At 50.6% G+C, this 24888-nt stretch carries 20 protein-coding genes; 15 read left to right on the top strand and 5 right to left on the bottom strand.

Annotated elements, in window-relative coordinates; translation table 11 throughout:
- Positions 1–98: 98 nt before the first annotated feature.
- Positions 99–1877: an HSP90 family protein gene (locus AC0LWM_RS25050; protein ID WP_474677738.1), complete on the top strand. Its 1779-nt coding sequence runs from the start codon at positions 99–101 to the stop codon at positions 1875–1877.
- Positions 1874–2929 carry a hypothetical protein gene (locus AC0LWM_RS25055; protein ID WP_474677739.1) on the top strand — a complete coding sequence of 352 codons (1056 nt, stop codon included), beginning with the start codon at positions 1874–1876 and terminating at the stop codon, positions 2927–2929. Before AC0LWM_RS25050 ends, AC0LWM_RS25055 begins: the two co-directional genes overlap by 4 nt.
- Positions 2930–3040: 111 nt before the next feature.
- Here AC0LWM_RS25055 and AC0LWM_RS25060 read toward each other — a convergent pair whose 3' ends face one another.
- Positions 3041–5938: a DUF4855 domain-containing protein gene (locus AC0LWM_RS25060; protein WP_474677740.1), complete on the bottom strand. Its 2898-nt coding sequence runs from the start codon at positions 5936–5938 to the stop codon at positions 3041–3043.
- A gap of 375 nt (positions 5939–6313) precedes the next feature.
- Here AC0LWM_RS25060 and AC0LWM_RS25065 point away from each other — a divergent pair, with 375 nt between their 5' ends.
- The 8 genes from AC0LWM_RS25065 (at position 6314) to AC0LWM_RS25100 (ending at position 18017) form a co-directional block, all read left to right on the top strand.
- Positions 6314–7984: an extracellular solute-binding protein gene (locus AC0LWM_RS25065; RefSeq protein WP_474677741.1), complete on the top strand. Its 1671-nt coding sequence runs from the start codon at positions 6314–6316 to the stop codon at positions 7982–7984.
- 88 nt (positions 7985–8072) lie between these two features.
- Positions 8073–8978 carry an ABC transporter permease gene (locus AC0LWM_RS25070; RefSeq protein WP_474677742.1) on the top strand — a complete coding sequence of 302 codons (906 nt, stop codon included), beginning with the start codon at positions 8073–8075 and terminating at the stop codon, positions 8976–8978.
- A gap of 28 nt (positions 8979–9006) precedes the next feature.
- Positions 9007–9891: a carbohydrate ABC transporter permease gene (locus tag AC0LWM_RS25075; protein ID WP_474677743.1), complete on the top strand. Its 885-nt coding sequence runs from the start codon at positions 9007–9009 to the stop codon at positions 9889–9891.
- A 39-nt stretch (positions 9892–9930) separates the two neighbouring features.
- Positions 9931–11664, top strand: coding sequence for a sensor histidine kinase (locus AC0LWM_RS25080; protein ID WP_474677744.1), 1734 nt, complete (start codon positions 9931–9933; stop codon positions 11662–11664).
- A gap of 11 nt (positions 11665–11675) precedes the next feature.
- Positions 11676–13358 (top strand): response regulator, encoded by a 1683-nt coding sequence (locus AC0LWM_RS25085; RefSeq protein WP_474677745.1) that lies wholly within the window; start codon positions 11676–11678, stop codon positions 13356–13358.
- 265 nt (positions 13359–13623) lie between these two features.
- Positions 13624–15189, top strand: coding sequence for an ATP-binding protein (locus AC0LWM_RS25090; RefSeq protein WP_474677746.1), 1566 nt, complete (start codon positions 13624–13626; stop codon positions 15187–15189).
- 167 nt (positions 15190–15356) lie between these two features.
- Positions 15357–16817, top strand: a complete 1461-nt coding sequence (locus tag AC0LWM_RS25095) for an amino acid permease (RefSeq protein WP_474677747.1) — start codon at positions 15357–15359, stop codon at positions 16815–16817.
- A gap of 117 nt (positions 16818–16934) precedes the next feature.
- Entirely contained in the window at positions 16935–18017 is a 1083-nt protein-coding gene (locus AC0LWM_RS25100; protein WP_474677748.1) for a VanZ family protein, read from the top strand.
- Between the two features lie 98 nt (positions 18018–18115).
- Here the strand turns inward: AC0LWM_RS25100 and AC0LWM_RS25105 are convergent, their stop codons facing one another.
- A complete protein-coding gene (locus AC0LWM_RS25105) occupies positions 18116–18925 on the bottom strand; it encodes an ABC transporter permease subunit (protein WP_474677749.1) in 810 nt (269 codons plus the stop codon).
- The gene (locus tag AC0LWM_RS25110) at positions 18922–19809 is read right to left on the bottom strand and encodes an ABC transporter ATP-binding protein (protein WP_474677750.1); all 888 of its coding nucleotides are present in this window, start codon (positions 19807–19809) and stop codon (positions 18922–18924) included. The genes AC0LWM_RS25105 and AC0LWM_RS25110 overlap by 4 nt, the downstream gene beginning before the upstream one ends.
- A gap of 163 nt (positions 19810–19972) precedes the next feature.
- On the opposite strand from AC0LWM_RS25110, the gene AC0LWM_RS25115 reads away from it, so the two are divergent.
- Complete coding sequence (locus AC0LWM_RS25115) at positions 19973–20587, top strand: TetR/AcrR family transcriptional regulator (RefSeq protein WP_474677751.1); 615 nt, start codon at positions 19973–19975, stop codon at positions 20585–20587.
- A 169-nt stretch (positions 20588–20756) separates the two neighbouring features.
- Here the strand turns inward: AC0LWM_RS25115 and AC0LWM_RS25120 are convergent, their stop codons facing one another.
- Complete coding sequence (locus tag AC0LWM_RS25120) at positions 20757–21815, bottom strand: LLM class flavin-dependent oxidoreductase (RefSeq protein WP_474677752.1); 1059 nt, start codon at positions 21813–21815, stop codon at positions 20757–20759.
- Positions 21816–21960: 145 nt separating this feature from the next.
- Between AC0LWM_RS25120 and AC0LWM_RS25125 the strand changes: the two genes are divergently transcribed.
- The gene (locus tag AC0LWM_RS25125; protein ID WP_474677753.1) at positions 21961–22476 is read left to right on the top strand and encodes a hypothetical protein; all 516 of its coding nucleotides are present in this window, start codon (positions 21961–21963) and stop codon (positions 22474–22476) included.
- 107 nt (positions 22477–22583) lie between these two features.
- Here AC0LWM_RS25125 and AC0LWM_RS25130 read toward each other — a convergent pair whose 3' ends face one another.
- Positions 22584–23135 carry a helix-turn-helix domain-containing protein gene (locus AC0LWM_RS25130; protein ID WP_474677754.1) on the bottom strand — a complete coding sequence of 184 codons (552 nt, stop codon included), beginning with the start codon at positions 23133–23135 and terminating at the stop codon, positions 22584–22586.
- A 180-nt stretch (positions 23136–23315) separates the two neighbouring features.
- Between AC0LWM_RS25130 and AC0LWM_RS25135 the strand changes: the two genes are divergently transcribed.
- Genes AC0LWM_RS25135 through AC0LWM_RS25145 form a run of 3 tightly spaced genes read left to right on the top strand, consistent with a single transcriptional unit; the run spans position 23316 to position 24856 of the window.
- Complete coding sequence (locus AC0LWM_RS25135) at positions 23316–23690, top strand: DoxX family protein (RefSeq protein ID WP_474677776.1); 375 nt, start codon at positions 23316–23318, stop codon at positions 23688–23690.
- Between the two features lie 24 nt (positions 23691–23714).
- Entirely contained in the window at positions 23715–24374 is a 660-nt protein-coding gene (locus tag AC0LWM_RS25140) for an alpha/beta hydrolase (RefSeq protein ID WP_474677755.1), read from the top strand.
- Between the two features lie 8 nt (positions 24375–24382).
- Positions 24383–24856 carry a dioxygenase family protein gene (locus AC0LWM_RS25145; protein WP_474677756.1) on the top strand — a complete coding sequence of 158 codons (474 nt, stop codon included), beginning with the start codon at positions 24383–24385 and terminating at the stop codon, positions 24854–24856.
- Positions 24857–24888 lie beyond the last annotated feature (32 nt).

Below are 24888 nucleotides of genomic sequence, written 5' to 3' on the forward strand. Positions count from 1 at the left end.
TAAGGGGCGATTTTTTGTATATGCCAATATTTACACCCTTTTCCGCTTTGGTATAATGAATCTTACAAGCAACTCTATTAATGGTTATGAGGGATCCAATGAAAAATTTGAATTTTCAAGTTAATTTGCAGGGCGTCATCGATTTATTATCCAACCACCTCTACTCGGACCCCGGTGTGTTCATACGCGAGTTGCTTCAGAATGGCGTGGACGCCATCACTGCCAGGAGACGGCTTGGGCATACTTTTGAAGAAGCTGTCAAAGTGGAAGTGTTCTCGTCCAACACGTTATCTTTCTCCGACAAAGGATGCGGGCTGACGGAGTCGGAAATCGAGCTGTTTCTCGCAAGGATCGGCAGTTCAACGAAAAGAGACCAACAGGATGCTGCGGACGATTTTATAGGCCAGTTTGGCGTCGGGCTGTTGTCTTGTTTCGTGGTGAGCGAAGAAATCGTGCTGATTACCCGTTCCGCGCTCGAAGGCGAACCGTTAGAGTGGCGGGGAAGGCCGGACGGGACGTACTCGATAAATAAAATCAAGCGGGAAGTCCCGATCGGGACGACGGTTTACCTGAGAGCGAAGCCGGATTATGAGGAGTACTTCGAGTTTTATCGCGTCAACGAATTGTTGGCGAAATACGGCGAATATTTGCCGTACCCCATCTTGTTGACCGAGGACAAATACGAACGGAAAATCAACATGACGAACCCGCCATGGAGTTTGGACAAGCAAGAGGCGCTGGCTTACGTCGAAAACGTCATTTACTCCAAGCCTATGGATATCATACCGCTAACCTCCACGATCGGGGGCGTGACGGGTATCGCTTACATTCTTCCTTATGCGGTTAGTTTGCAGGACGAGAAGAAGCACCGTGTTTATTTGAAAAACATGCTGCTGTCCGACAAAATGAACAACATCTTGCCGCCGTGGGCGTTTTTCGTTAACGGCATCATTAACACGGACAGCTTGCGGCCAACGGCATCCAGGGAGGCTTTCCAAGAAAACGATTTATTTTTCGCGGTTCGGGACGAGCTGGGGGAATGCATCAAGCGGTATTTGATCGGACTTTCCGAGAGTAATCCGGATCTGTTCCAGCGAATCGTACTCGTTCACTACGCGTCGATTAAGGCCATGGCGGTTGAGGACGATGAATTATATGCGCTTTTCATCCGCCATTTGAGCTTCGAAACGTCTTACGGCGATATGAAAATGGCGGACATTCTACGCGATCACGCGTCCATTCTGGTTACGGTGTCACTCGACGAATTCAGGCAAGTCGCCCGTGTCGCCAAGGCACAGAACCTGTTGGTCATCAACGGCGGATACGTCCATGATCTTGATTTGGTGCGGAGGGTGCCGTCGGTGACGGACAACGTTACCGTCGGCATCCTTAACATCCTCGAGTTCGCCAATCGCTTCGAAGAGCTGAGTCTTGAAGAGAAGCGGGCCGTTCAGCCATTTGTGGATCATTCGGATCGATTGCTGGAAAACTTCCAATGCCGTTCGTTGGTCAGATGGTTTGAGCCGGCGGACATTCCGGTATTGTACAATACGAATCAGGAAGCGAATTTTTTCAAGGTGGCGGATGAAAGCGAGAAGGAAGCAAACCCGCTTTTCGCGGAAGTTGTTCGCATCATCAAAAACGAGATGTACGAACCGGTGTATGCGCGGCTTTGTTACAATTTCAATAACCCAATGGTCCGCAAAGCGATGGAATCCCGCGATCCGGAGCTGCGGAAGGCTAGCATCGAATTGTTTTACACGCAGGCCCTGCTTCTGGGCAACCATCCGATGGACCAGGCGGAATTAAGGATGATGAACGAATCGTTGCTTCAGTTCATGAACAGGGGCCTCGACGGGGCAGAGGTAAGCCGATGAAGCACCGTTTCAACGAATTAAGGCGCGGAAGCTGGAATATGCCGGATGGAAAGCAGAAGCTGGCCGTCCTGGAGGAAATGATTGTACTCGCCGATCGGTATATGACGGAAGAGGACGGTTATAACACCCGGATGGGCTATATGTCCGCGGCGCTGGAGGCCGGTTGCCGGGAAAGAATGCTAGTGGCTTTCTCCTGGTGCTTGTCGAAGTTCGACAATTCGCCTAGCGAGTATTCTCATCACGGTTTGTTGTGGCATTACAAGTGGGTGTTGAATGAAATATGGCGGATGCCGGAGTTCAGCTTGGAGCAGGTCGAGCGCATTTACGAGGATTTTAAAGAAAGATGCTTGAAGTACGGCTACAATTTACGGCCCTATTACCAACAAAAAGTAAACTTCATGCTGTCGCAGGGGATGATCTCGGAGGCTGCGGAGTTTTATAAGCTGTGGCGGTCTACGCCTCGGGACGCGCTGGCCGATTGCAAGGCTTGCGAGCAAAACTTGTTCGGCGAATACATGTTCAAGATTAATCATCTCAAGAAGGGACTGCAGGCGGTTAAGCCTATACTTGAAGGCAAAATGAGCTGCAGATCCGTACCGCAGAATACATACGGCCAAATGATCGTGCCTCTCTTGAAGCTTAATGCGTACGATCAGGCGGCCGCGATCGCGAAGAAAGCGCTCCGTGTGCTGAAAGGACCGCAGTTCATCGAGGAGCAAGGCATATTTCTGGAGTTTTTTACAGTTACGGATATGTCCAAGGCCGTGAAAATCTACAATGGAACGATTCATTATGGCTTGGAGAGCAAGGTTGGCTGGGACAGATTCAATTATTTTCTCTCCGTTCGGATTTTCCTCAGGGAGTGGAACAAGAAAAAACGCAGAAAGAAGCTTGCCGAGTCGGATCGCGTAACACTGGACTGGCTGGATCGCGAAATCGCTTCACTGGCCGATTCATTTAATCGCAGGAACGGCAATGTTTACATGAACCAGTTCATCGCGGATAAAGACAAAAACATGAACAGGCTAATCGAAGCTTATCCGATGCAGTAATAACGAAAACAGAGGAAAAGCCATCCCTCTGTTCTCGAATCGCCGTAACATATTGTTGAGCCATGCTTTCAGCGTTAAGTATTTAGCCCTCTTACTTGCCACAGTGACCTATTATTTTACCTTCTTGTACTCAAAAGCAACCTTCAACGGTTCGCTCATGCCGTCGGTTGTCAGATAGGCCGTATAAGTTCCCTTCGGCCCGCCTTTCATTGCGAAGTTGAACTGGAAGCTTCCGGCTTCCGTACTGGTCGTTTTCCCTTCGTAAGCAAGCTTGCCGTGCGGATTCAGCACGCGTAAATTCACACTCGCGAGCTTGCCGTTCATAAGTAATCCGTTGATAGCGGCTTCTTTCTCCGAGGCATCGGCTGCCACTTGCACGCCATCGATCGGCTTCGCTAGTTCGGCTCCCGAGAGGTTATATACGCCGAACTCATAGAAGGAATAGCCGTATTCGGTTGCCCTGCGGATGCCTTGGAATTTCACGTATCTCGCCTTAACCGGTGCGAAACGAATCGTATCTTTGCCGTCATGCGCCGTTATGACGCCGTTGTTTTCCTGGACAACGCTGGTCCAGTTCTGTTTGTCGTCGGAGACAAGCAGCTGGAACGTATGCGCACGGGCGTATTCCCAGTCGATTTTGACCGTGTCCATTTCCGTTGGAGCGCCAAGGTCAACGAGGAACCAGGAATTGTCCGTATATTCGCTCGCCCATCTGGAGGCAGGGAATCCGTCGACCGCTTTTTGCGGCGCATAGTTCGGTATGCCGCCTTCGATCGAAGAAGCTTCCACGGCTTTATTCCGTGCCAGGTTGCCCATGAGGTAGTAGACGCCTGCCTTCAATGCGTCGTACGCACTGCCTGAGATCAGCTGCTCTTCCTTCACAAGGTCCAGCTTGGCGTTAAAGCCTTTCAAATATTTCACAAATAGGCTATTGTCTGTCCCCGCATAACGCCCCATCATTTCTAAATAGTTGTTCAGGGTGCGTGGCGCTTCCGCGTTGTTGAATTGCTGTTCACCCGCGAAGCGTTGCACCAACGCTTTCATGCCTTCGGCGTTCGTAGCCGCTTCAATGACAAACGAGGTTTTCTTGGACTTGCCTGCCGTCACGGTAATGACCAGCTCGTGCTTGCCCAGCTTGCCCGCCAGCGGAATCGGGGTTCCCGCCGCATAGGACTTGCCGTCGAATGTAGCGGTTGCCGTCGCAAGTCCGCTGCCGTCGTCGTCTTTAATGTTCCACGTGAAATGAACCGTTTCCGTATCCGGCACGACAATTTCGCCTTGCAGCGGCGTTCCGTTCATTTGCACCTCGACGTCCGGAGGGGCGGCGTTATTTTTTTCATAGGTGCCTTTGACGAATTGATATAGCCAGTCGTACAAAATACGCGTGGAAGGACTCGTGCTCTTCGCCGAATTGTAAACGGCATTATTGCCTTGGTAGTAGGCTTTGAAGCCTTCCAGCATGAGGCCGGTTTCGACGCCGCTGTTCAAATAATCGACATATCGCTCGCGGAATGCGCCGTCCGTCAGCATGCGATCGTCAAACTCCAGCTCATTGGACATGCCAAACCGCTTGGCTGTGTTCGCGGCATCTTCCAGACGGTCGTAGCTCATTTGATCGAAGAAATAGTTCGGTTGGAGAGCTACGGCATCAAAACCGACGTCTTTCCACATATAGCTTTTATATGCCACGGAGTGCGGGATCCAGAAAAATTTCAATCCCTTGTCATGTACCAATTCACTCGCTAAACGAATCAATTCCGGGCCTTTCTGGCTTGTGCTGATTTGTTCTTCCAGCCAATACATTCCTACAAGCTCAAGATTGGAGTAAGCAGCCGCCGTCCATCTGGCTTGCACTTGATCCAGCCACCACTTGATCGCTTTTTCCCGATTCGAAAGCGCTTGCTCTTCTCCGACGTCTCCAGCATTAAAATTTAAAGCTTCCCCATCCACAACGCCGAAATCTCTTAAATATTCGCCTGGATTCGGAATCATCAAAACAACTTTTTCTTTGTAATCGGGTTGACCGAGCTTGGTCCCGACTTCCTTCGTCGCTTCGTTTAATTGCTGCATATCACCGGCTGCGCCAAGCGTCTTATCCAGGTACCAGTTCCACTCATCCATCCTGGCTCCGGCGCCCGGATCGGCTCCCCCGTCGAATACGCGACCGTTCGGCGCGGCAAGACCGAGAAATAGAACGCCGTCAAACAGCCAATCTGAGGGTTCCCCGGCTTGATTGACATAACTGATGTTCGGAATGATCCGTTCTTTCGACCAATCCCCAAGGCCATTCGCATATTGTCCGTTATAAAGCAATCCCAGATTGCGAATGCCGCCTGTCGCTTCTCCCGGCTGCAAGAAGCCGACCGGATCAGCAGGAACTGTGACCGCGCCTTCGGCTTGGCCATCCGTACCCGAAATTTCGATTTCATCGATGAAGCTCCAAGCTCGGCCATGCATCGGAAAGACGACTTTCACATAACGGGCATAGGCGATTTTTGCATCGGGGCCTACGCTTTTGATGCCGTCGCGGTTTCCGTCCCATTCGAAGGTCTCTTCTCTTGGCGTAGGCGAGTCCCCCCATAGAAGCTGGGTAGCGTTGTGCGAAAGCGCTCCCCAATTCGTGTTGTCGTCGGAGACGTACATCGAAACCGACAACGGTACAAGAATGGCGGCGTTTGGCCAATCCTGCATAAAGTGAGCTTTAATGTTCGAAATCGACTTTTTCTCGCCTAAATCAAACACGACCTCGCGTGTTTTCTTCTTCAGTTGTCCTACCCACGCCGGGTCAGAGTAATGTAACGCGCCGTACTTGCCGTCCGTCAGCTTTTGGCTGCCGTCCGGGTTGGTGTCGGGATACTGCGCCTCCGGCTGCTCCGACCACATATAGTTCAGCCCTGCGGCAAGATTGCGGACGCTTGGCTGAACCTCTTCCGCTTGCACGGCCGGAACAAGCGAAAACAACATCGCTGCGCTAAGTGCCATCGCCGCCCATCTTTTTTTCAATTTCATTAAACGTGCCCCTTCCCATGTTATAATAAAACGCTTTCAAAATTAGAAATCGTTCAAAACCGGAATGCTCCTCCTTTCCCTATATTTTAACGATCCATGCAGAAGATGAAAAAGTACCTTCTGATTGAAATCATAAGAAACATGAACTTTCATTCAAATAGATAATTTTTTACTTTTCATATACATTTGTTTACCACAAGAGGTGTATACGAAAGTAAAGACAAGTATATGGATGAAGCCTGCATCCCTGCCTATACTTGAACTAGGGAGAGAACCTCACGGAACAGCGTCATCCCGTGCCTCGGAGGATAGGCCGAGGCGAGATGGCCATAAGATCTTTCCGGAGGACTTACAAAAACAAAGTGGAGGGGTAATATGAAGGGGAAATCGAAGGTACTTTGGTCCGTCGTCTTGACTCTTTGCTTGGTTCTAACCGCTTGCGGCAAAACCGGCAACGATTCGGAGAAACAACCGGCGGAACAGACGGGACAACAATCGGGCAGCACGACGAATGAGCAGCAAGGAAACGAAGTAATCGAAGTTTCGACGGCTTCGCCAAGCGATCCGTATTTGAAGTTCGACGAAGGCGAAAGCTTTGACAAAAATTCCGTGTATGACGCGTACGAAAAAGATATCGGCGTAAAAATTACGAATAAATGGGTGGCCGACGTTACACAGTTCAAGGAAAAGGTTAAAATCACGATCGCATCCGACGATCTTCCGGACTTCCTCTTGGTGAACGCTACCCAATTGAAAGAACTGACCGAAGCGGACATGATCATGGATCTGACGGAAGTGTACGACAAGAACGCCACGGAAGAAACGAAGAAGTTTCTGACGATGGACGGCGGCATGCAGATGAAGACGGCCACGTTCGACGACAAGCTGATGGGTATCCCAAGCTCATACAACCCGTTCAACTATCAGTACATGTTCGTCCGTACGGATTGGCTGAAAAAGCTGAATCTGCCGGAGCCGAAAACGATGGCGGACCTGATGAAGATTGCCGAGGAGTTCAAAGCCAAAGATCCGGGCGGCACGGGCACGCCATATGGAATAGCCGTAAGCAAAAACCCGTTCAGCATCGATACCGGGGTAACCGGACTTCGGGCATTCCTCAACGGATACCATGCTTATGAAAATATGTGGATCGAGGACGGCAATGGCGGCCTCGTGAACAGCGATATTCAGCCGCAAGTGAAGGATGCGCTCGCCGCGCTGCAGGAGATGTTCAAGAAAGGCTTAATCGATCCTGAATTCACGGTGAAAGACACGGAGAAAGAAGCGGAGCTGATCTACAACAACAGCATCGGCATCGTATTCGGCGCATCGTGGACGCCGGCGCAGCTCGTGAAGGGCGCTGTGAAGGACGGCAAGGTCGTGCAGGAGTGGGGCGTGTTCCCGATTCCGTCGGTCGACGACAAACCGGCATTATCGCAAATCGGACTGGGCGTTGACGAATATTACGTCGTTTCCAAAAAAGCGAAGCATCCGGAAGGCGTCATTCGATTGCTGAACCAATGGATCGCCGTCGATAATCATCCGACTGAAGAGCAAAAAGTATATGAATTCGGCAAAGACCGCAAAGAGAAAGGCAACAACTACTGGCTGCTCAGCCCGCTTCGCGTCGGCAAACAGCTGGATAACAACGGCGAAGTGCTGCCGAAGGCGATTGAGAATAAGGATACAAGCAACCTTCAGACGAAGGACCAAAGAACGCGTTATGAACGCGCGATGAAATATGTGGACGGCGATACGAGCATGTGGTGGGAATACTTGATTTCCGGCCCGAAAGGCGTATACTCGCTCATTCCGCCGATTCAGCAGAACAAGCAATATTTGCAAAACAAATTTTACGGCGCACCGACCACGACCATGGCGGACAGACAAGAAATTCTGCTCAAGAAGCGGGATGAAATCTACTTCAAAATCATCATGAACCAAGTGCCTGTCGACGAATTCGATAAATTCGTGGAAGAGTGGAAGAAGCTCGGCGGCGACGACATGACGAAAGAAGTCAACGAGTGGTACGCGACTCACAAATAATCGCAACCGAAGGCGAAAGGAGGGATGGGGCGGGTAAGCCGTCCCTCCCTCTTTTTGCAACAATTAGTCATACAGCGAGGTGAATGGCATGAATGCACTAGCACGGATGTGGAAGAAAGAATGGCCGCTTCATATGATGCTGCTTCCGGGAATCGTCCTGGTTCTCATATTCAGCTACGTCCCGATGGCGGGAATCGTCATGGCTTTTCAAAAATATATCCCGAACAAGGGCTTGTTCGGCTCCCCTTCGGTGGGCCTGAAAAACTTTCAATTGCTGATCGATTATCCGGATATCGGACGCATTTTTTTCAATACGATTTATATTTCGGTGATGAAAATTATCGCCGGCCTGATCGTGCCGATCACGATTGCCATATTGCTGAACGAGCTGCGCAGAGAATGGATCAAGCGAACGTTCCAAACGCTCGTCTACTTGCCGCATTTTTTGTCCTGGGTTCTGCTGAGCGGCATCTTGGTCGATATTTTATCGCCGTCCTCGGGCATTTTGAATCAATTGCTCGGATTGTTCGGCATCAAGCCGATTTTTTTCCTCGGAAGCAACGATTGGTTTCCGTATGTCATGGTCCTGTCGGACGTATGGAAGGAATTCGGCTTCGGCACGATCGTTTATTTGGCCGCATTAACGAGCATCAATCCGTCGCTATATGAAGCAGCGGAAATGGACGGTGCGGGGCGCATCAAACAAACGTTCCACATTACGCTGCCCGGCATGATGCCGATCATCATCCTGATGCTGACGCTGAATATCGGGAACGTGCTCAACGCCGGCTTTGAACAAATCTTCAACCTGTACAGCCCGACGGTGTATGAAAGCGCGGATATAATCGATACCTTCGTCTATCGCATGGGCGTGCAGCAAGCGCAATTCGGCTTCGCCACGGCTGTGGGCCTGCTGAAATCGATCGTATCGTTCATATTCATATCTGTTTCGTACCTACTAGCTTATCGAGTAGCGAATTACCGCATTTTCTAACGTTCGTCATTCGGAAGGGAGACATACTGTGACTATCAAGAGATCATTGGGCAGAAGGGTGTTCGTCGCGTGCAACTTCGTCTTTCTGGCGATTATATCGTTCTTATGCCTAATGCCCATTATTCATATATTGGCGATTTCGTTCAGCTCCGGCAATGCGGCGGCGGCCGGTGAGGTTTCCTTATGGCCGGTTGATTTCACGACGGCCGCGTACAATAACGTGTTCGGCAAGCCGGAATATTTGCGCGCGTTCTGGGTATCGGTGCAGCGCGTTGTCCTTGGCACGTCGCTCAGCATGTTTTTGGTCATTTTGACGGCATATCCTTTGTCCAAGGACCCGCGCCAACTTCGGCTCAGAACGGTGTACGCCTGGTTTTTCGTATTTACGATTTTGTTCAGCGGCGGTCTGATCCCTACTTATTTGACGGTCAAATCACTCGGTTTAATCGACACCTTATGGGCATTAATACTGCCGACGGCCATTCCGGTATTCAACGTGATTCTGCTGCTCAACTTTTACCGCGGCTTGCCCAAGGAGCTCGAGGAATCGTCGCGGATCGACGGCGCAGGCCATTTCAAAACCCTATGGAAAATTTACGTGCCTCTGTCTTTGCCCGCGCTGGCGACAACGGGACTGTTCACGATGGTGGGCCATTGGAACAGCTGGTTTGACGGAATGCTGTATATGAATCATACTGAAAATTACCCGCTGCAAACGTTTCTTCAGACGGTTATCGTCAAGATGGATTTCCGGTTCATTAAAGCCGAAAACGCCGAATTGTTGCTCAAGCTGTCGGATCGCACTAGCAGAGCGGCGCAAATTTTCGTGGCGGCATTTCCGATTCTCATCGTTTATCCGTTTTTGCAGAAGATGTTCATCAAAGGGATTGTCATGGGGAGCGTGAAAGAATAAGCTCAGAGCGCCCGACAAGCCGCAACAGGAGGACAACGGATGAAGAGCTTATTCTTTTTGCATGATTCCTCCATATTCAAAAAAATTATGGCTGCCTTTTTGGCGGCTTTATTGCCGCTAATGGCGATTACGTGGACGATCAACGAGAAGGGCGCGGACAACATCCGCGGCGAGATCACGGAGTCGGTCCTGAATACGACGCGGTTCTATATGGACTCGCTAAACAAGGAGACCGATCGAATCAGCCGTTATTTGCCGAACTATGTGATGGACAAAGATTTGATGGAAATCGCGACGACGGGCAACGATATGAGCTCTTACGAGCGCGGGCGCAAAATATTGGACATCCAGCGTCGGCTTGAGCTGATGAAAAATTCAAGTCCTTTTATCCATGAAGCCAAGGCGTATATCCCGCTCATTAATCGCACCATTCTCAGCAACAGCTTCGAAACCCACATGGATGGTCAGGAATATGCGGCGATGCAGGAAAACCCGAAACGGGCTGCGGAACCGTTCATTTATTGGAAGGACCGGTTGTTTATTACGATGCAATATCCCAGTACGGCCAAACGCCCGTCGTATATTGTAGGGGTCGAGATAGCCAAGAACAAGATCAGGGAAACGCTGGCGCAAATCGGCGGCACGCGGGGCGGCCAAAGCGTCCTGCTTAATTTGGAGCTTGGCTGGGACATCGAAAACGGGGCAGACCCGGCTATGGCGGAACAGATGAAATCGTTTGCCTTAAACAAGCGGGCGGCGCAATCCGATGAAGGTTACGAGACGATAACGTATGACAAGAAACCGTTTCTTGTCGTCTATCAATATTCAACGCTCTTGAACGCTTATTCGATCACATTCATACCGGAAGAGACGGTTTTGGGTTCGCTGCAGATGTACCGGACGTTATTCTGGTGGGCATGCGCGCTTGCGGTGTGCATCGTGTTGTTTTTTACGTATTTTCTGCTGCGATTTATATATCGGCCTTTGATGAAGCTGGTGCATTCCTTCAGGCGGGTTCAGATGAACCGGCTGGAGCCGATCGTCATCGATCGCGGAGCGGATGAATTCGGCTATTTGTACCAAGCGTTTAACGATACGATCCAATCCTTGAAAACATTAATCGAGGAAAATTACGAGCAGCAAATCCGGAATCAGCGCTCGGAGCTGAAACGGCTGCAATCGCAGATCAATCCTCATTTTTTATATAATTGCTTCTTCGTGCTGTGCCGATTGATTAAATCGGACAGTCAGAAGGAGAAGGCTTATCAGTTTTGTTTGTATATCGGGCAATACTTCCAGTTCATTACCCGGAACGCCGAGGATGAAATCCCGCTCGAGCTTGAAGTGGAGCATTCCCGCACCTATGTGAAGATGCAATCGATCTGTTACGGGGAGCGGATTCAAGTGCTGTTTGAAGGGGATTTCCCCGAACTTTACGTTCCGAGGCTTATTCTGCAGCCAATCATCGAAAATGCGTACGTGCATGCTTTGGGCAATATGCTTCAGCCCGGCGAGCTGTGGGTGCATAGCGGGCACAAGGACGGCGTTTTCTCCATCTACGTGGAAGATAACGGCTGCCAGAGCATCACCGATGAGGAGATTGAGCTTCTCCGGGAGAAGCTGCGTCATTCCACGAACCGGATCGAGGAAACGACGGGAATTTTGAACGTGCATCGAAGAATTCAACTCCGTTACGGAGAGGAATACGGCATTGAGGTGTCGCGTTCCGAGCTGGGCGGATTGCAGGTCCGAATCAAACTGGGCGCAAGCTAGGGAGGAACGACATGTATAGACTGCTTATCGTAGATGATCTTCCCATTATCGTCGATGGCCTTCTGGAGCTGTTCGAGCAAACCGAACATATGCAGCTTGAGGTCATGAGAGCTTATTCAGGCGAAGAAGCTTTGGAGGTATTGTCTCGCCATCGCATCGATATCGTCATTTCCGATATTAAGATGCCCGGAATCGAAGGCATCGAGCTGCTGCAGGAAATAAAATCGCAGTGGCCCGCCTGCAAAGTGATTTTCCTGACGGGCTACAACGATTTTCAATATGCAAGGAACGCCATTACGTACGGCGGCTTCGACTATATTCTGAAGGTGGAAAGCGACGAAAAAATCATTCAGTCCGTAGAACGGGCCATCCGAAAAATCGAAGAAGAACAGGATCAGGCGCAGATGGTCGCGAGAGCGCAATCGAAGATGAGATTGGCTCTGCCTTCGCTGCAAAAGGAGTATTTATGGGGGCTCTTTCAAGGCAAGCAAATGACGGAAAGTCAGCTCGCGCAAGCTTTTCAGGAAATCGATATTCCGCTTGCCGCCACGCTGCCCGTTTATTTGCTCATCGGCAGGGTCGATGCCTGGACGGAGCTGTTCACGACACCGGATAAAGCGCTGCTTGCTTATGCCGTGCAAAATATTTGCGACGAATATTTGTCGGCACACGTGAGAAGCTATTCGATCGTATTCGAGCTGTCCAAGATCGTTTGGATCATTCAACCGAAAGCTTCCGACGAGCCTTCCGGCGATTCCGGCGAATTGGACTGGATCAGAGCCCATCGGTATACGAGCGGCATTCTGGAGAGCGTGCAGGCAACATGCAAGAAGCTGCTGCGCCTATCGGTGTCGTTCCTTCTCGGGAGCGAGGCGATCCCTTGGCAAAACCTGTCGGATCGGTTTCATTCGATCAAGTACGGCCTGGTGCAAGGACACGGATTATTGCATGAGGTCATTATGACCGACAAGGACATCCAGATCGCCCAGAACCGGGACAAGGCGGAACGGTTTCACGACGGTTTCTTCCATGCCCGGGTGCAGCTGCTCATGGGATGTCTGGAGAATAACCATCGAGAGCAGTTCAACAAGCTGTTCGCCGAGCTGACGGCTGTATGGAACGACCAGGAAGCCCAGAGTGAGCGGAAAATTGAGCTGTATCATGCTCTTTCGGCGGTGTTCTTGTCCTATATTCACAAAAATCAGGACCTTCGCGATTATGTGAATTCGCAGCTCGATCTCGATATTTTGTTCCGCCACGGCGATTCGGCATCATGGCCGGATTTGATTCAATATTATTGGCGACTGGCGGACTGCTTCTTCGAATGGAATACGCTGCGCGGCTCCGAATTGCCGACGGAGATTATCAATAAAGTCCATCGATATATCGAGGAGCATATTTCGACCGATATTTCGCTCACGGCCCTGGCTGATTATGTGGGCCTCAATCCGTCGTATTTATCTAGGATTTACAAGCAAATTACCGGTATCGGGCTATCGAAGTACGTCAACGATTACCGAAACGTCATTGCCAAAGACATGCTGCTGAACACATCGATGAAAGTGAATGAAATCGCGGCTGCGCTAGGCTATAGCTCGGCGCTGGCGTTCATTCGTTTCTTCAAGAAGCAGAACGAGCTGACGCCGCAGGATTTTCGAACGGCGAGAAGCCATACGCCGGGACAAGGCGGGTAGGTAAAGCGTCGCCCGTGACCCAATAACCAGAGTACTAGATGTGGGAATGAGACTTATGCGGGATAAAGGTTCGCGCCTCGCTCGCCATGATGGAAATGACGGCGTGGTTCGCAACGTATATGACATGTACTGGCAAAGGCGCCTGATTCGGGCGTCTTTTTTCTTTTCTGCCGGATATGACGATGTGCTCCATTGCTAGATTGGAATCATCAGGTATACTTACAATAAGATCATTGAAAAATAGAAATATCAGGAAGGTGATCCTATGGACGATGAACAGAAGGAAGTGGAAAAAGCGCGCGAGCTGCAGCGGCTGTCAGCCATTGGACAAATATCTGCCGGCATAGCACACGAGATTCGGAATCCGCTAACCGCGGTAAAGGGATTTTTGCAGCTCATGCAAAAGGAACACGAGAGCCGCTATTGGGACATTGTCAACTCCGAATTGGAGCAGGCCATTTCCACCGTGCAAAATTTGCTGGTCGTCTCCAAGCCGGAGCGGGACGACGAGCATTGGAGCGAGCTCAGTCTATGCCAGCTTCTTGAGAGTACGTTGTCCCTGTTCGACAACCAAATCTATCGGGTTAAAGTAGAAAAGCGCTTATATAATAGCAATACGCTCATATTAGGCAAGAGGAACCAGCTGAAACGGGCGATTTTTAATTTGCTCAAAAACGCCTTTGAGGCCATTGAAGGCGAAGGTACGATTACCGTCGAACACTTCAGGTCGGGCGATATCGTTTGCCTCCGCATTCGCGATACCGGCAAAGGGATGCCCGGCGATCAGCTGCAGCTGCTCGGAACGCCTTTTTTCTCTACCAAATCGGATACGGGCACCGGACTCGGATTGACGCAAGTGTACACTGCCTTCCATGAACATAACGCCACCATAACCGTGGAAAGCAAGGAACGTGAAGGCACCGAATTCACGATTCGGATTCCGCGTTTAAGTCGAACTTTGGAGGAAAGCAAACAAATGAATCTAGTGATCCAGCAATCGATGGATGTAAGAGATTTTTTTGAAGCCAATCGCCAGCAGTTCAACCGCCAACTGGAAATCGAAGCGCAGAACAGCTTCGAGATCGTATCGTCGCTCAAATTCGTGACGACGCAAGATCTGCTCGACCATGCGAACCAAATTTTATCGCTCGTGCACGACGGCATGACACAGGAAATCATCCAGCTCGCGCAGGAGCGCGGAATGGCCTGGGCCAAGTCGGACGTTCCGATCATGACGAAGATGGAATGGTTCTATGCATTGCGCAAAGTGATCTGGTCGTTTCTCCGCCGATATTATTTGTACACCGGCATTTCTGCCGAGGAAACATTCGAGCTGTCCGAGCGGATTAACGACGCCTTGGATAACTTTATCATCCAGTTTAACGTCGTATTTACGAAATACAGAGACGAAGTCCTTAAGTCGAAGCAGGCGATTATCGACGAATTAACGGTTCCGCTGATCCCGATTTTTAACCAGATGGCCGTCCTGCCCCTGATCGGCACGTTGGATGAATCGCGAATCCAAAAGATCGAAGAGAAGCTGCTGGAAGAAATCGAACGCCGCAATATTCAAAAAGTATTTATCGATATGTCGGGAGCCGCACTCGTGAACGCCGACATCTTCCTGCGCATGACCCGCATTATCGAAGGGGTTCATCTTCTCGGGTGTCAGGCGGTCCTTACGGGAATCGGCGCGAAACTGGCGAAAATCATCTTGGATCTGCGAGGGCAAATCAAGGATGCGTTTGCCGTCCAAAGCACGCTGCAGCAAGCGCTGCTTAAAGAAACGGACATCCTCGCCGCGCTCCCGAAAGACAAGCTGGCTCAATGATCGCAAGCCAGCAGGACTTCGCACGTCACACGTTTATAAGGGAGCAGGCTGGAAAAAATATAAATTAGGAAATCGGCCGAAGTGCCATTATAATAAGAGGATTAATGAAGCAGCACGGTCCGGGGATGGGCACGGGCTGCATTTATTGTCTAGAGAGGAAATTAGACATGGACAACAAGAAGAAGCAGAATAAGCAGGAAAAAAAGCAATTGGTACGCGGATTGAAAGCCCGCCATATGACGATGATTTCACTCGGCGGCTCGATCGGAACGGGGCTGTTCCTCGCCAGCGGGGGCGCGATTCATACGGCTGGGCCGGGCGGAGCGCTGCTTGCTTACGCGGCGATCGGGTTTATGGTTTATTTCCTCATGACCAGTCTTGGCGAAATGGCCGCATACATGCCGGTCTCGGGCTCGTTCAGCACCTACGCGGGCAGATTCGTCGATCCGGCGCTAGGTTACGCGCTCGGCTGGAATTATTGGTTTAACTGGGCGATTACGCTTGCCGCCGAAATTTCGGCCGCCAGCCTGATCGTGAAGTTTTGGCTGCCCGAGTCGTCTTCGCTCTTGTGGAGTGCTTTATTCCTCGGCATTATCGTATTTATCAATTATTTGTCCGTCCGGGCATTCGGCGAGTCGGAGTATTGGTTTTCCATCATTAAAGTCGCAACCGTTCTCATTTTTATCGCCTTGGGGATTCTGATGATCGTTGGGATTATGGGCGATCACAAAGCGGGATTCGGCCATCTGACGGAAGGCGACGCCCCGTTTCACGGCGGCTTCATGGCAATGCTCGGCGTATTTATGACGGCGGGCTTCTCGTTTCAGGGAACGGAGCTGATTGGCGTTACCGCGGGAGAAAGCGAAGATCCGGCGAAAAACGTGCCGAAGGCGATCAAGCAAATTTTTTGGCGCATCTTGCTGTTCTACATCCTTGCCATCTTCGTCATCGGCACCTTGATTTCGTATCAGGACCCGATGCTGCTCAATGCGGATATTACCAATATTGCGGTCAGCCCGTTTACGATCGTATTCGAAAAAGCAGGCTTCGCTTTCGCGGCATCGGTCATGAACGCGATCATTTTGACATCGGTGCTGTCCGCCGGCAGTTCCGGTCTATATGCTTCCACCCGCATGCTCTGGGTGCTTGCCAAGGAAGGCAAGGCCCCAAGGTGGCTCACGCGCCTCAATAAACGCGGGATTCCGACCGCTTCACTGGCCGTTACCGCCGCGATCGGGATGCTGGCTTTCCTTGCCTCCCTGTTCGGGGAAGGGGTTATCTATGTGTGGCTGCTTAACGCCTCCGGCATGTGCGGCTTTCTCGCTTGGCTCGGGATCGCGGTCAGCCATTACCGGTTCCGCAAAGCGTTCGTCGCTCAAGGCCATAGCCTGGAGGAGTTGCCTTACCGGGCGAGATGGTTTCCGTTCGGGCCAATCGTTGCGTTTGTCATTTGCGCCATCGTGATCGTCGGGCAAGGCTATTCGATGTTCCGCGAAGGAAACGTCAACGTATACGGATTGGCTGCCACATACATCGGGCTGCCGCTATTTGTCGCGGTGTTTGCCGGCTACAAAATCAAGCATCGCACGCGCGTCGTTCCGCTTCGGGAGTGCCGGTTTAAGGATTAAGCGCTAGGTTATCAAAGCGTATTTCGCCTGCTAAGCGGATATGGTACAATGGTAGATCGCGATGCTTCCAAGCTTGCATTACCGTTTCATATTCTAATTGGCAGGTGTTCTGTTCGCATGTTTGAATCTTATTTGATTCCGATTTCATATGCTTTCTACACGTTTCCGATCGCCGCGGCCTTATTCACGCTGCCTTTTCTGATCGTTCAATATCGCCGTTACGGGTATGTGCATAAGGTTCGCGGATTGATTCTGTATTTGTTGCTGCTCTACTTGATGAATGCCATCTATCTCATCATCCTTCCGCTGCCGGCGTCGATTCATAATCAGCCCCCGAAGGCGGCTTCCTATGTGCAGTGGATTCCGTTTCACTTCCTGTCGGATATTATGAAGGAAACCGGCGTAAGGCTCGAAAGCCCTTCGACGTATTTGCATCTTCTGAAGGAGCGGGCATTCCTGCAAGTCGCCTTCAACGTGCTCCTTACGGTGCCGTTCGGGATGTTTTTACGATATTATTTTCGGGCTCGCTGGGTGAAATGTTTGCTGTATTCCTTCGGATTGTCGCTCTTCTTCGAGATCACGCAGGTAACCGGCATTTACGGCATCTACGATTACCCGTACCGGTTATTCGATGTGGACGATCTGATGATGAACACCGCAGGCGGGATGGTCGGTTTTGTCGCGGCGGAGTGGCTTTCGGCTTTCTTGCCTCGAATCGAAAAGCTGGATGAGCACGTCGATTTGACGACGAAACGCGTCTCCTACACTCGCAGAGGAGTGGCCTTTTTGTTCGATTGGGGCATACTGCTGCCTGCTTTCGTCATTATGGCTCTCTTGAAAATTCCCTTCTCCTATGTCGTCGTCGTTGTGGTTTATTTCATGATCATTCCGTATATCACGAACGGGCGGACATTCGGGAAATGGGTCGTCAGGATTCGTCTGAAAGGAAAGGAAGAGCGCATCCGGCTGCAAGAGCTGGCGGTCCGGTACGGGCTCCTGTATCTGCTGGTCGGAGGGCTTAATGTCGCCTATATCCAAGCGGGCATTTACTCCTTTCCGGCGATATTCATGATGCTGTATACGTTAGGTTTGTTCGCGGTGAATGCCTGGGTGGGCATCCATGCGCTGCGCTGCATGTTCAACCGGAACCGCAAGCTGTTCTACGAGCAGAGGTGCGGTACGACGCACGTTATTACGTAAAGCCAAACCTACACACGTTTGCGCAAAAATAGAACGAACGAAACAACTCCAAGCCGCCCGGCTTGGAGTTTAATATTTTTACACCGAATGTACAAATCCTATAAAGGCAAATCGCGTTTGCGAAACAGAATAATGCCTAGAGCTGCCGATACCAATCCGATCGCGGCCAGAAGAATGTAAGGCACAGTCAAATCCACAGTCCCGTTGATGATTTCGCCGGGCTTATACAGGGAGAAGATAGAGATGTTGCGGAGCCAATCGATATCCTCGCTGAATTTGCCGATCAGATCCAAGCTGAAAAACCCGAATGTGATCAAGCCGGAAATGCCGCGCGCCTTCTTCTCGTCGTTCGATAGGGAGGACACGAGGAAGCAGATGCCGCCCACGGCGAAGAACAGTAGGAACGCCGCGGTATTCATTTGAAGAAATTTCGAAGGGTCGAACGCATACTCCTCTCCCAGAAACCATGCTTTTCCGGCAAACCCAGCGATCGTCGTGACGGCCATGATCAAGAAAAGACCGGTCGTCAGAACCGCGGCTTGCGTGAAAGCGACTTTTCCCCTTGTCGTCGGGGTCGATAATAAATAAGCCATGGAGCCTTGATCCACCAGCTTCGCCATCAACTGCGTCGATAACTGGACGCATACAATCGCGAGGAGAAGAACGAGAATCAATCCGTAATATTCCCCGGAGATGAATGCCTCGGCGCTGCCGAAGCCGTTAAGGCCGAAGGCTCTTCCCACGCCTTCCGGCATGGAGCCGACCAGATCGTCAATCGCTTTGGAATTTTTCGCGATGCCGGGGTATAACCAGAACATGAGCAGGATATAAAATGCGGACCCGACCGCAAAATTCATGAAGCCCTTCATGTTCACTTTCATCATTTGTTTATATAAAGTGGCGTTCATTTCGTCATCCCCTTCCGGTCATAATAATTCATGAATATATCTTCCAGGTTTTGTGTGAAAATATCGATATTGCGCACATTGTATTTCGCCGTCTCTTCTACGAACCGATCGTAGTTGCCCTGGACGGCCACTCTTACCCGATTGCCTTCGTGCGATTCGACAAGCAGACCGGACTCCAGGAACGATTTTGCCTCGGCTTGATTCTCGAAAGTGACTTCGAACAGCTTCCGCTGCATGGACTGCAGCTCGTGGATATCCTTGACGGCGATGATGACGCCGTCCTTAATAATTGCGGCCCGGTCGCACGTTCGTTCGATTTCCGGAAAGCTGTGCGACGACATCAGGAATGTTTTGCCGCGGGCTTTTTCTTCCAATACGATTTCAATGAATACTTTTTGCATGAGCGGGTCAAGCCCGGATGTCGGTTCATCCAAAATAATCACTTCGGGGTCATGCATGAACGTGGCGACGATCCCGACCTTCTGCTTCATCCCCTTGGACATTTTGCGGATCGGCGTATGGACGTCGAATTGCAGCCGGTCGATCAAGCGAGTGCGCTTAGACAGGTCCTTCACGCCTTGCATGTCGGCCATGAAATCGAGGAACGTCTTGCCCGTCATTCCTTCGATAAAAGAGATTTCTCCCGGCAAATACCCGATGCAGGCTTGCACCTTCCCCTGTTCCTTCCACGTATCCATCCCGTTTACCATGACATATCCTTTGTCGGGCTTCATGAAGCCCATCATATGCCGGATGGTCGTCGACTTCCCCGCGCCGTTCGGCCCAAGAAAACCAAACACTTCGCCTTTTTTCACCGAAAACGATACATCGAAAATCCCTTTGCCATTCGAAAATCTCTTCGTCAACTGTTGAACGGTTAACATACCGCCACCTCCGGGAATGAAAGAAATGAAATATTGGGATCGCCATATTTCATATGTTATAATATACTCGCGTGCGGGAAGTCCGTCAACGATTTTATGAAATATTTTTAATGAATAATTTCATAAATTTCATCATATATCGATGAAGCTAGGGGGAACGGCAATGAATGGATTTGAGAAAAGAGCGGGCCGGATCAAAGATAAAATTATGAAAACGACGCTCGAGATGATGAGAACATCGGATCTGAAGCGGATTCGGATTGCCGATATATCCAAGGCGGCCGAAGTTTCGCAGGTTACGATTTATAATTATTTCGGAAGCAAGGAGGCCTTGCTCCGCGAAGTGTTCCTCGGTTTCGTGGACGAAGCAGTCCGCAATTTCGAAGAGTTCATGAATGAGGGACATTCCCTTAAGGAAAAGATCGAATATATCCTATTTCAGGGGAAGGAGACCTATAAGAAGATGCCGCCCGGCGTAATCAAGGAACTGCTGGCCGACGACCAGGAGCTGACTCATTATATCGAGGAACAATATAAGGAGAAAGCGTTACCGTTAACCGTTCGGATGATCCAGGAAGGAAAGGACAGCGGCGAAATTTCGGAGGACGTCTCCATCGACATTGTGTTGGGTTTTATTCAGCTCTATCTCAATCAATATGAAATTTTATTGAATATGGCCGCGCAAAGCGGAGATATGGATAAGTTTCTGGAAGGCATGGTTCGGATGTTCTTCTACGGCGTGTGCGGGAAGCCTGAGTCCAGCGGAACGGAACGGTGAAAATAAGAAAACAGGAGTCGGTTTCAGCCGACTCCCATTCACAACGGGCTGTGGACGACCACGGCGCTATAATGTCCGGACTAAGAGGAACTCACCGTAGGCTGTCAACCTTTTGCGGTCCTCTAGGATGAAGTAAATCGAACCGAGTGAAACCGTGGGAATCTGTCCATCAAACCCGGGCAAGCTCCTTACGCACGATCGGCGCGACCCGGGTGCCCAGCAGCTCGATGGCGCGCATGACTTCGCGGTGCGGCATCGTGCCGACATTAACATGCAGGAAGAAACGCGTGACTCCCAAGTTTTTGCGAAGCAAAACAATTTTCTCCGCGACATATTCGGGATCGCCGACATACAAGGCGCCCCGCAGGCTGCGTGCAGCGTCATAAGATTCGCGGGTGTAGGACGGCCACCCTCGCTCACGCCCGATCACGTTCATCTGAGCTTGCGTGGAAGGGAAAAATAAGTCCGCGGCTTGTTCGGTCGTTTCGCCGACGAAGCCGTGCGAATGCGTTGCGATCTGCAGCGTTTCCGGGTTGTGCCCGGCCCGTGCGGCAGCCTTCTTGTAAAGCTCGACGAGCGGAGCGAACCGCTCCGGCATGCCGCCGATGATGGCGAATGCGATCGGCAGACCGAGCATGCCGGCCCGAACGGCCGACTCCGGATTACCGCCGCTTGCGATCCATACCGGCAGCGGGTTCTGCACGGAGCGGGGATAGACGCCGAGGTTATCGATGGCGGGACGATGGCCGCCGCGCCAAGTGACCTTCTCCGATGCTCGGATCGCCAGCAGCAGCTCCAGCTTTTCCTCGAATAACTCGTCATAATCGTCTAAGCTGTACCCGAACAGCGGGAAAGACTCGATAAACGAACCGCGTCCCGCCATAATTTCGGCCCGGCCGTTCGAGATGCCGTCCAGCGTGGAGAAAGCTTGGTATACGCGAACCGGATCGTCCGAAGACAGCACCGTAACGGCGCTCGTGAGCCGGATCCGCTTCGTCATGGCCGCCGCTGCCGCCAGTACGACGGCCGGCGCGGTGCCTGCGTAATCGGCCCGGTGATGCTCCCCAATGCCATACACATCCAGGCCGACCTGATCGGCCAATACGATCTCTTCAACCGCATGGCGCAGCCGTTCGGCATGGCTGATCGCCTTTCCCGTCGCCGGGTCCGGCGTCGCTTCCAAAAAGGTGCTGATTCCTATTTCCATATTAATTGCTTGATCGGCCATTCTGAAACGCCTCCTTCGTTATGTATAGTTTACTCAATTTTTTATCGTTTCTCAACTTAAGTAAGTTATTTGAGGGAAACAGTATGTTAAAATATTCAAAAAAGCGGGGGGACTTAAGAGGAACATTCGTGAGAGGAGCATACCTTTGAGCACTGCAGAAATCAACAAACTCAAGTGGTACCGGAAGAAAAGAAATATGGCGAGATTGGGTACCGTGGCGATCTGGATCATCGGGTCGGTTGTGGTATTCGCCATGTACCGGTCGGAGGAACGCACCGTATTATGGACCCAGCTCAGCATGAGCTGCGCAGCGCTGCTGTTATATAGTTTCTTGATCCCTTATGTAGCGGATCGAGTGAGGAAACGATATGTCGCCTCGAAGGTCAATTATATATTCGGGTTCTTTTATATCATGATGCTGCTTTATATCTTGGTCATGCTAGGCACAGGCTTGCTGGATATCGCGCAAGGCTCCGTAACGAAACAGGTAACCATTCAGGAGAGATGGGATCCAAGGCGCGGAGGAGACAGAGTAACAACGAGCGAAGGCGATACATACGAGATATACGCGGAGCGCGTCCGCATGCAGGAAGGGCATACGTACGAGGTAAAAATTTTTAAATACAGCCGCATCATCATCGGGATGGCAAGCGTAAGGTAGCCAACAAGCGAGAAATATCGCCCGCAGCAATAGTCACGCAGACAAAAAGCATCCACAGCCGCACAAGGCTGTGGATTTTTGCTATTAATCGATCCGAAAAACCCGGCCTATAAAAAATTTTCTGTAGAGTCCGTTTCCGTATAGATGGAAATGAGGACAACTGCCATTTCCTCGCCTATATTTCTCACCAAATGGGGCGTGCAGGCATTCCAGCTGAACGAATCGCCCTCTCCGAATTCTGCCGCATCTTCTCCCTGCTCGGCGTAGATTCTCCCTTTAATGACAACATGGACTTCTTCGCCTTCATGCGCATGCGGAACTTCGCCTGTCGAGGCGCCCGGAGGGAACTCGACGAGCATCATCCGGACGTTTTTTGTGGAGCTCAGGTGGGATACCTTAAGTTTTTGGGTGCCGCTTGTCGTTATTCTTCGTTCCTCTTTGCGGACGATATGCATGCGTTCTTCTTTTTGCAGCAGCAAATAAGCGAGTGGTACCTTCAAAGCCTTCGCGATGCTCTCGAGCGTTGTTATGGACGGCGACGTTTTATTCGTTTCAACCTGGCTCATGAAGCCTTGGGATAAGCCCGTTTCTTCGCAAATTTGCGCGATGGTTATGTTTTTTCGTTTCCGGATTGCTCTTATGGTGGAGCCGATGTCCATCGGGTTCACTCCTTATTAAATATACGTAATACAAAATATAAATTCATATTAACAATTTTTTTGTTGACATGCCAACACATCATCAATAAAATTAGTTATACGAAATTAATATCTTTATTACTAATAAAACTTGAATGGAGAGGAATAAGAGTGGCGAAAACAGCATTTGTATCGACCCTGATGCGCGTCGTATTGGGCATATTATTTTTAGCTCACGGAATCAGTAAATTCCAAATGGGCCTAGGAAATGTAGAGGCTTGGTTCAGCTCGATGGGCGTGCCCGGATTTTTGGCCTATCTCGTAGCGATACTTGAACTGGTTGGAGGAATTTTGCTTATTGTCGGCCTCTTCACCCGTTATGTATCGGCTCTATTCGTGCTGATGCTCATCGGCGCGATCGTTACGATGAAGCTTTCCGCGGGGCTGCTTGGCAACAGCCAAATGGCCGGTTACGAGCTGGATCTTGCTTTTATGATGGTGGCAATTTATTTGGTAGTTACTGATACGACGCCCCTATCGGTTGATTACGCGTTCCGCAAAAAACGCGGCGTTTAATTCATAACAGAGGAGGAAAGCCCGATGAAACCGGCTTACCAATATGACATTCAACTGCCCGCCAATATGGATCCGGACAAAAAATATCCGGCGATTTTCACGCTTCACGGGAAAGGGTCGAATGAGAAAAACATGTTCGGTTTGGTGGCGCCGCTATCCGATGAATTTATTATTGTCGGCGTACGAGGTAATCTTACGCTAGGTGCAGGATATCAATATTATGAGTTGAAAAGCCTCGGTAATCCCATCCGTGAGATGTTTGACGAAGCGGTTCGGCAACTGGAGGATTTCATCCATTACGCAACCGAGAAGTACTCGATTGATGCGAGCAAGCGATATTTGCTCGGTTTTAGCCAAGGCGCGATTTTGTCCATGACGCTTGCGCTCACGATGGGGGAGCAGTTAAAAGGAATCGTTGCGTTAAACGGGTATGTGCCGGAATTCGTGAAGACGGAATACCCGCTGCGAAGCGTGAAAGACGTATCGGTATTTATTTCCCACGGACAATTCGATTCGGTATTCCCGATCCGGATCGGTCATGAAACGGCAGCTTATTTTCAAAACCAGACGTCTCGCTTGACGTTCAAAACGTACCCGACCGATCACGGCGTCTCCGAGGAGAATCAGCGGGATTTTGTGAATTGGCTTACTACAGATGCCGGCGTGCATACGAATAAGGAGTGAACTGCAAGATGATGCCTTCGTATTTTTTCGCGCACGGTGCGCCTTCGATCGTTCTCGAACAAAATGGATACACTGCTTTTCTGAAACATTTTGCGACTCAAATTCCGAGGCCTAAAGCGATCGTGCTTTTTTCGGCACATTGGGAACAATCCGTACAAACGATAAGTGCTGTCGATACGTATAGCACGATTTATGATTTCGGCGGTTTCCAGGATGAGCTGTACCGGATGACCTACCCGGCCAAAGGCGAACGTTCGGTCAGCGACCAAGTTCAATCGTTGTTGTCGAAGCACGGCATACAGAGTGAGCTGGATGAGGAGAGAGGGTTGGATCATGGCGCATGGGCCGTGCTCAAACTGATCTATCCAGACGCAGATATTCCGGTAGTCGCTTTATCCGTGAACCGGTATTTGCGATGGGTGCCGGAGACCGAAACCGGCAAGCCAAATTGCTTCACCGCAGCTATCAATATGGCAATTTAAGCTTAAGCTGCTGGCAGTTTAATTAAAGTAAA

The organism is Paenibacillus sp. sgz302148 (genome assembly GCF_056120465.1).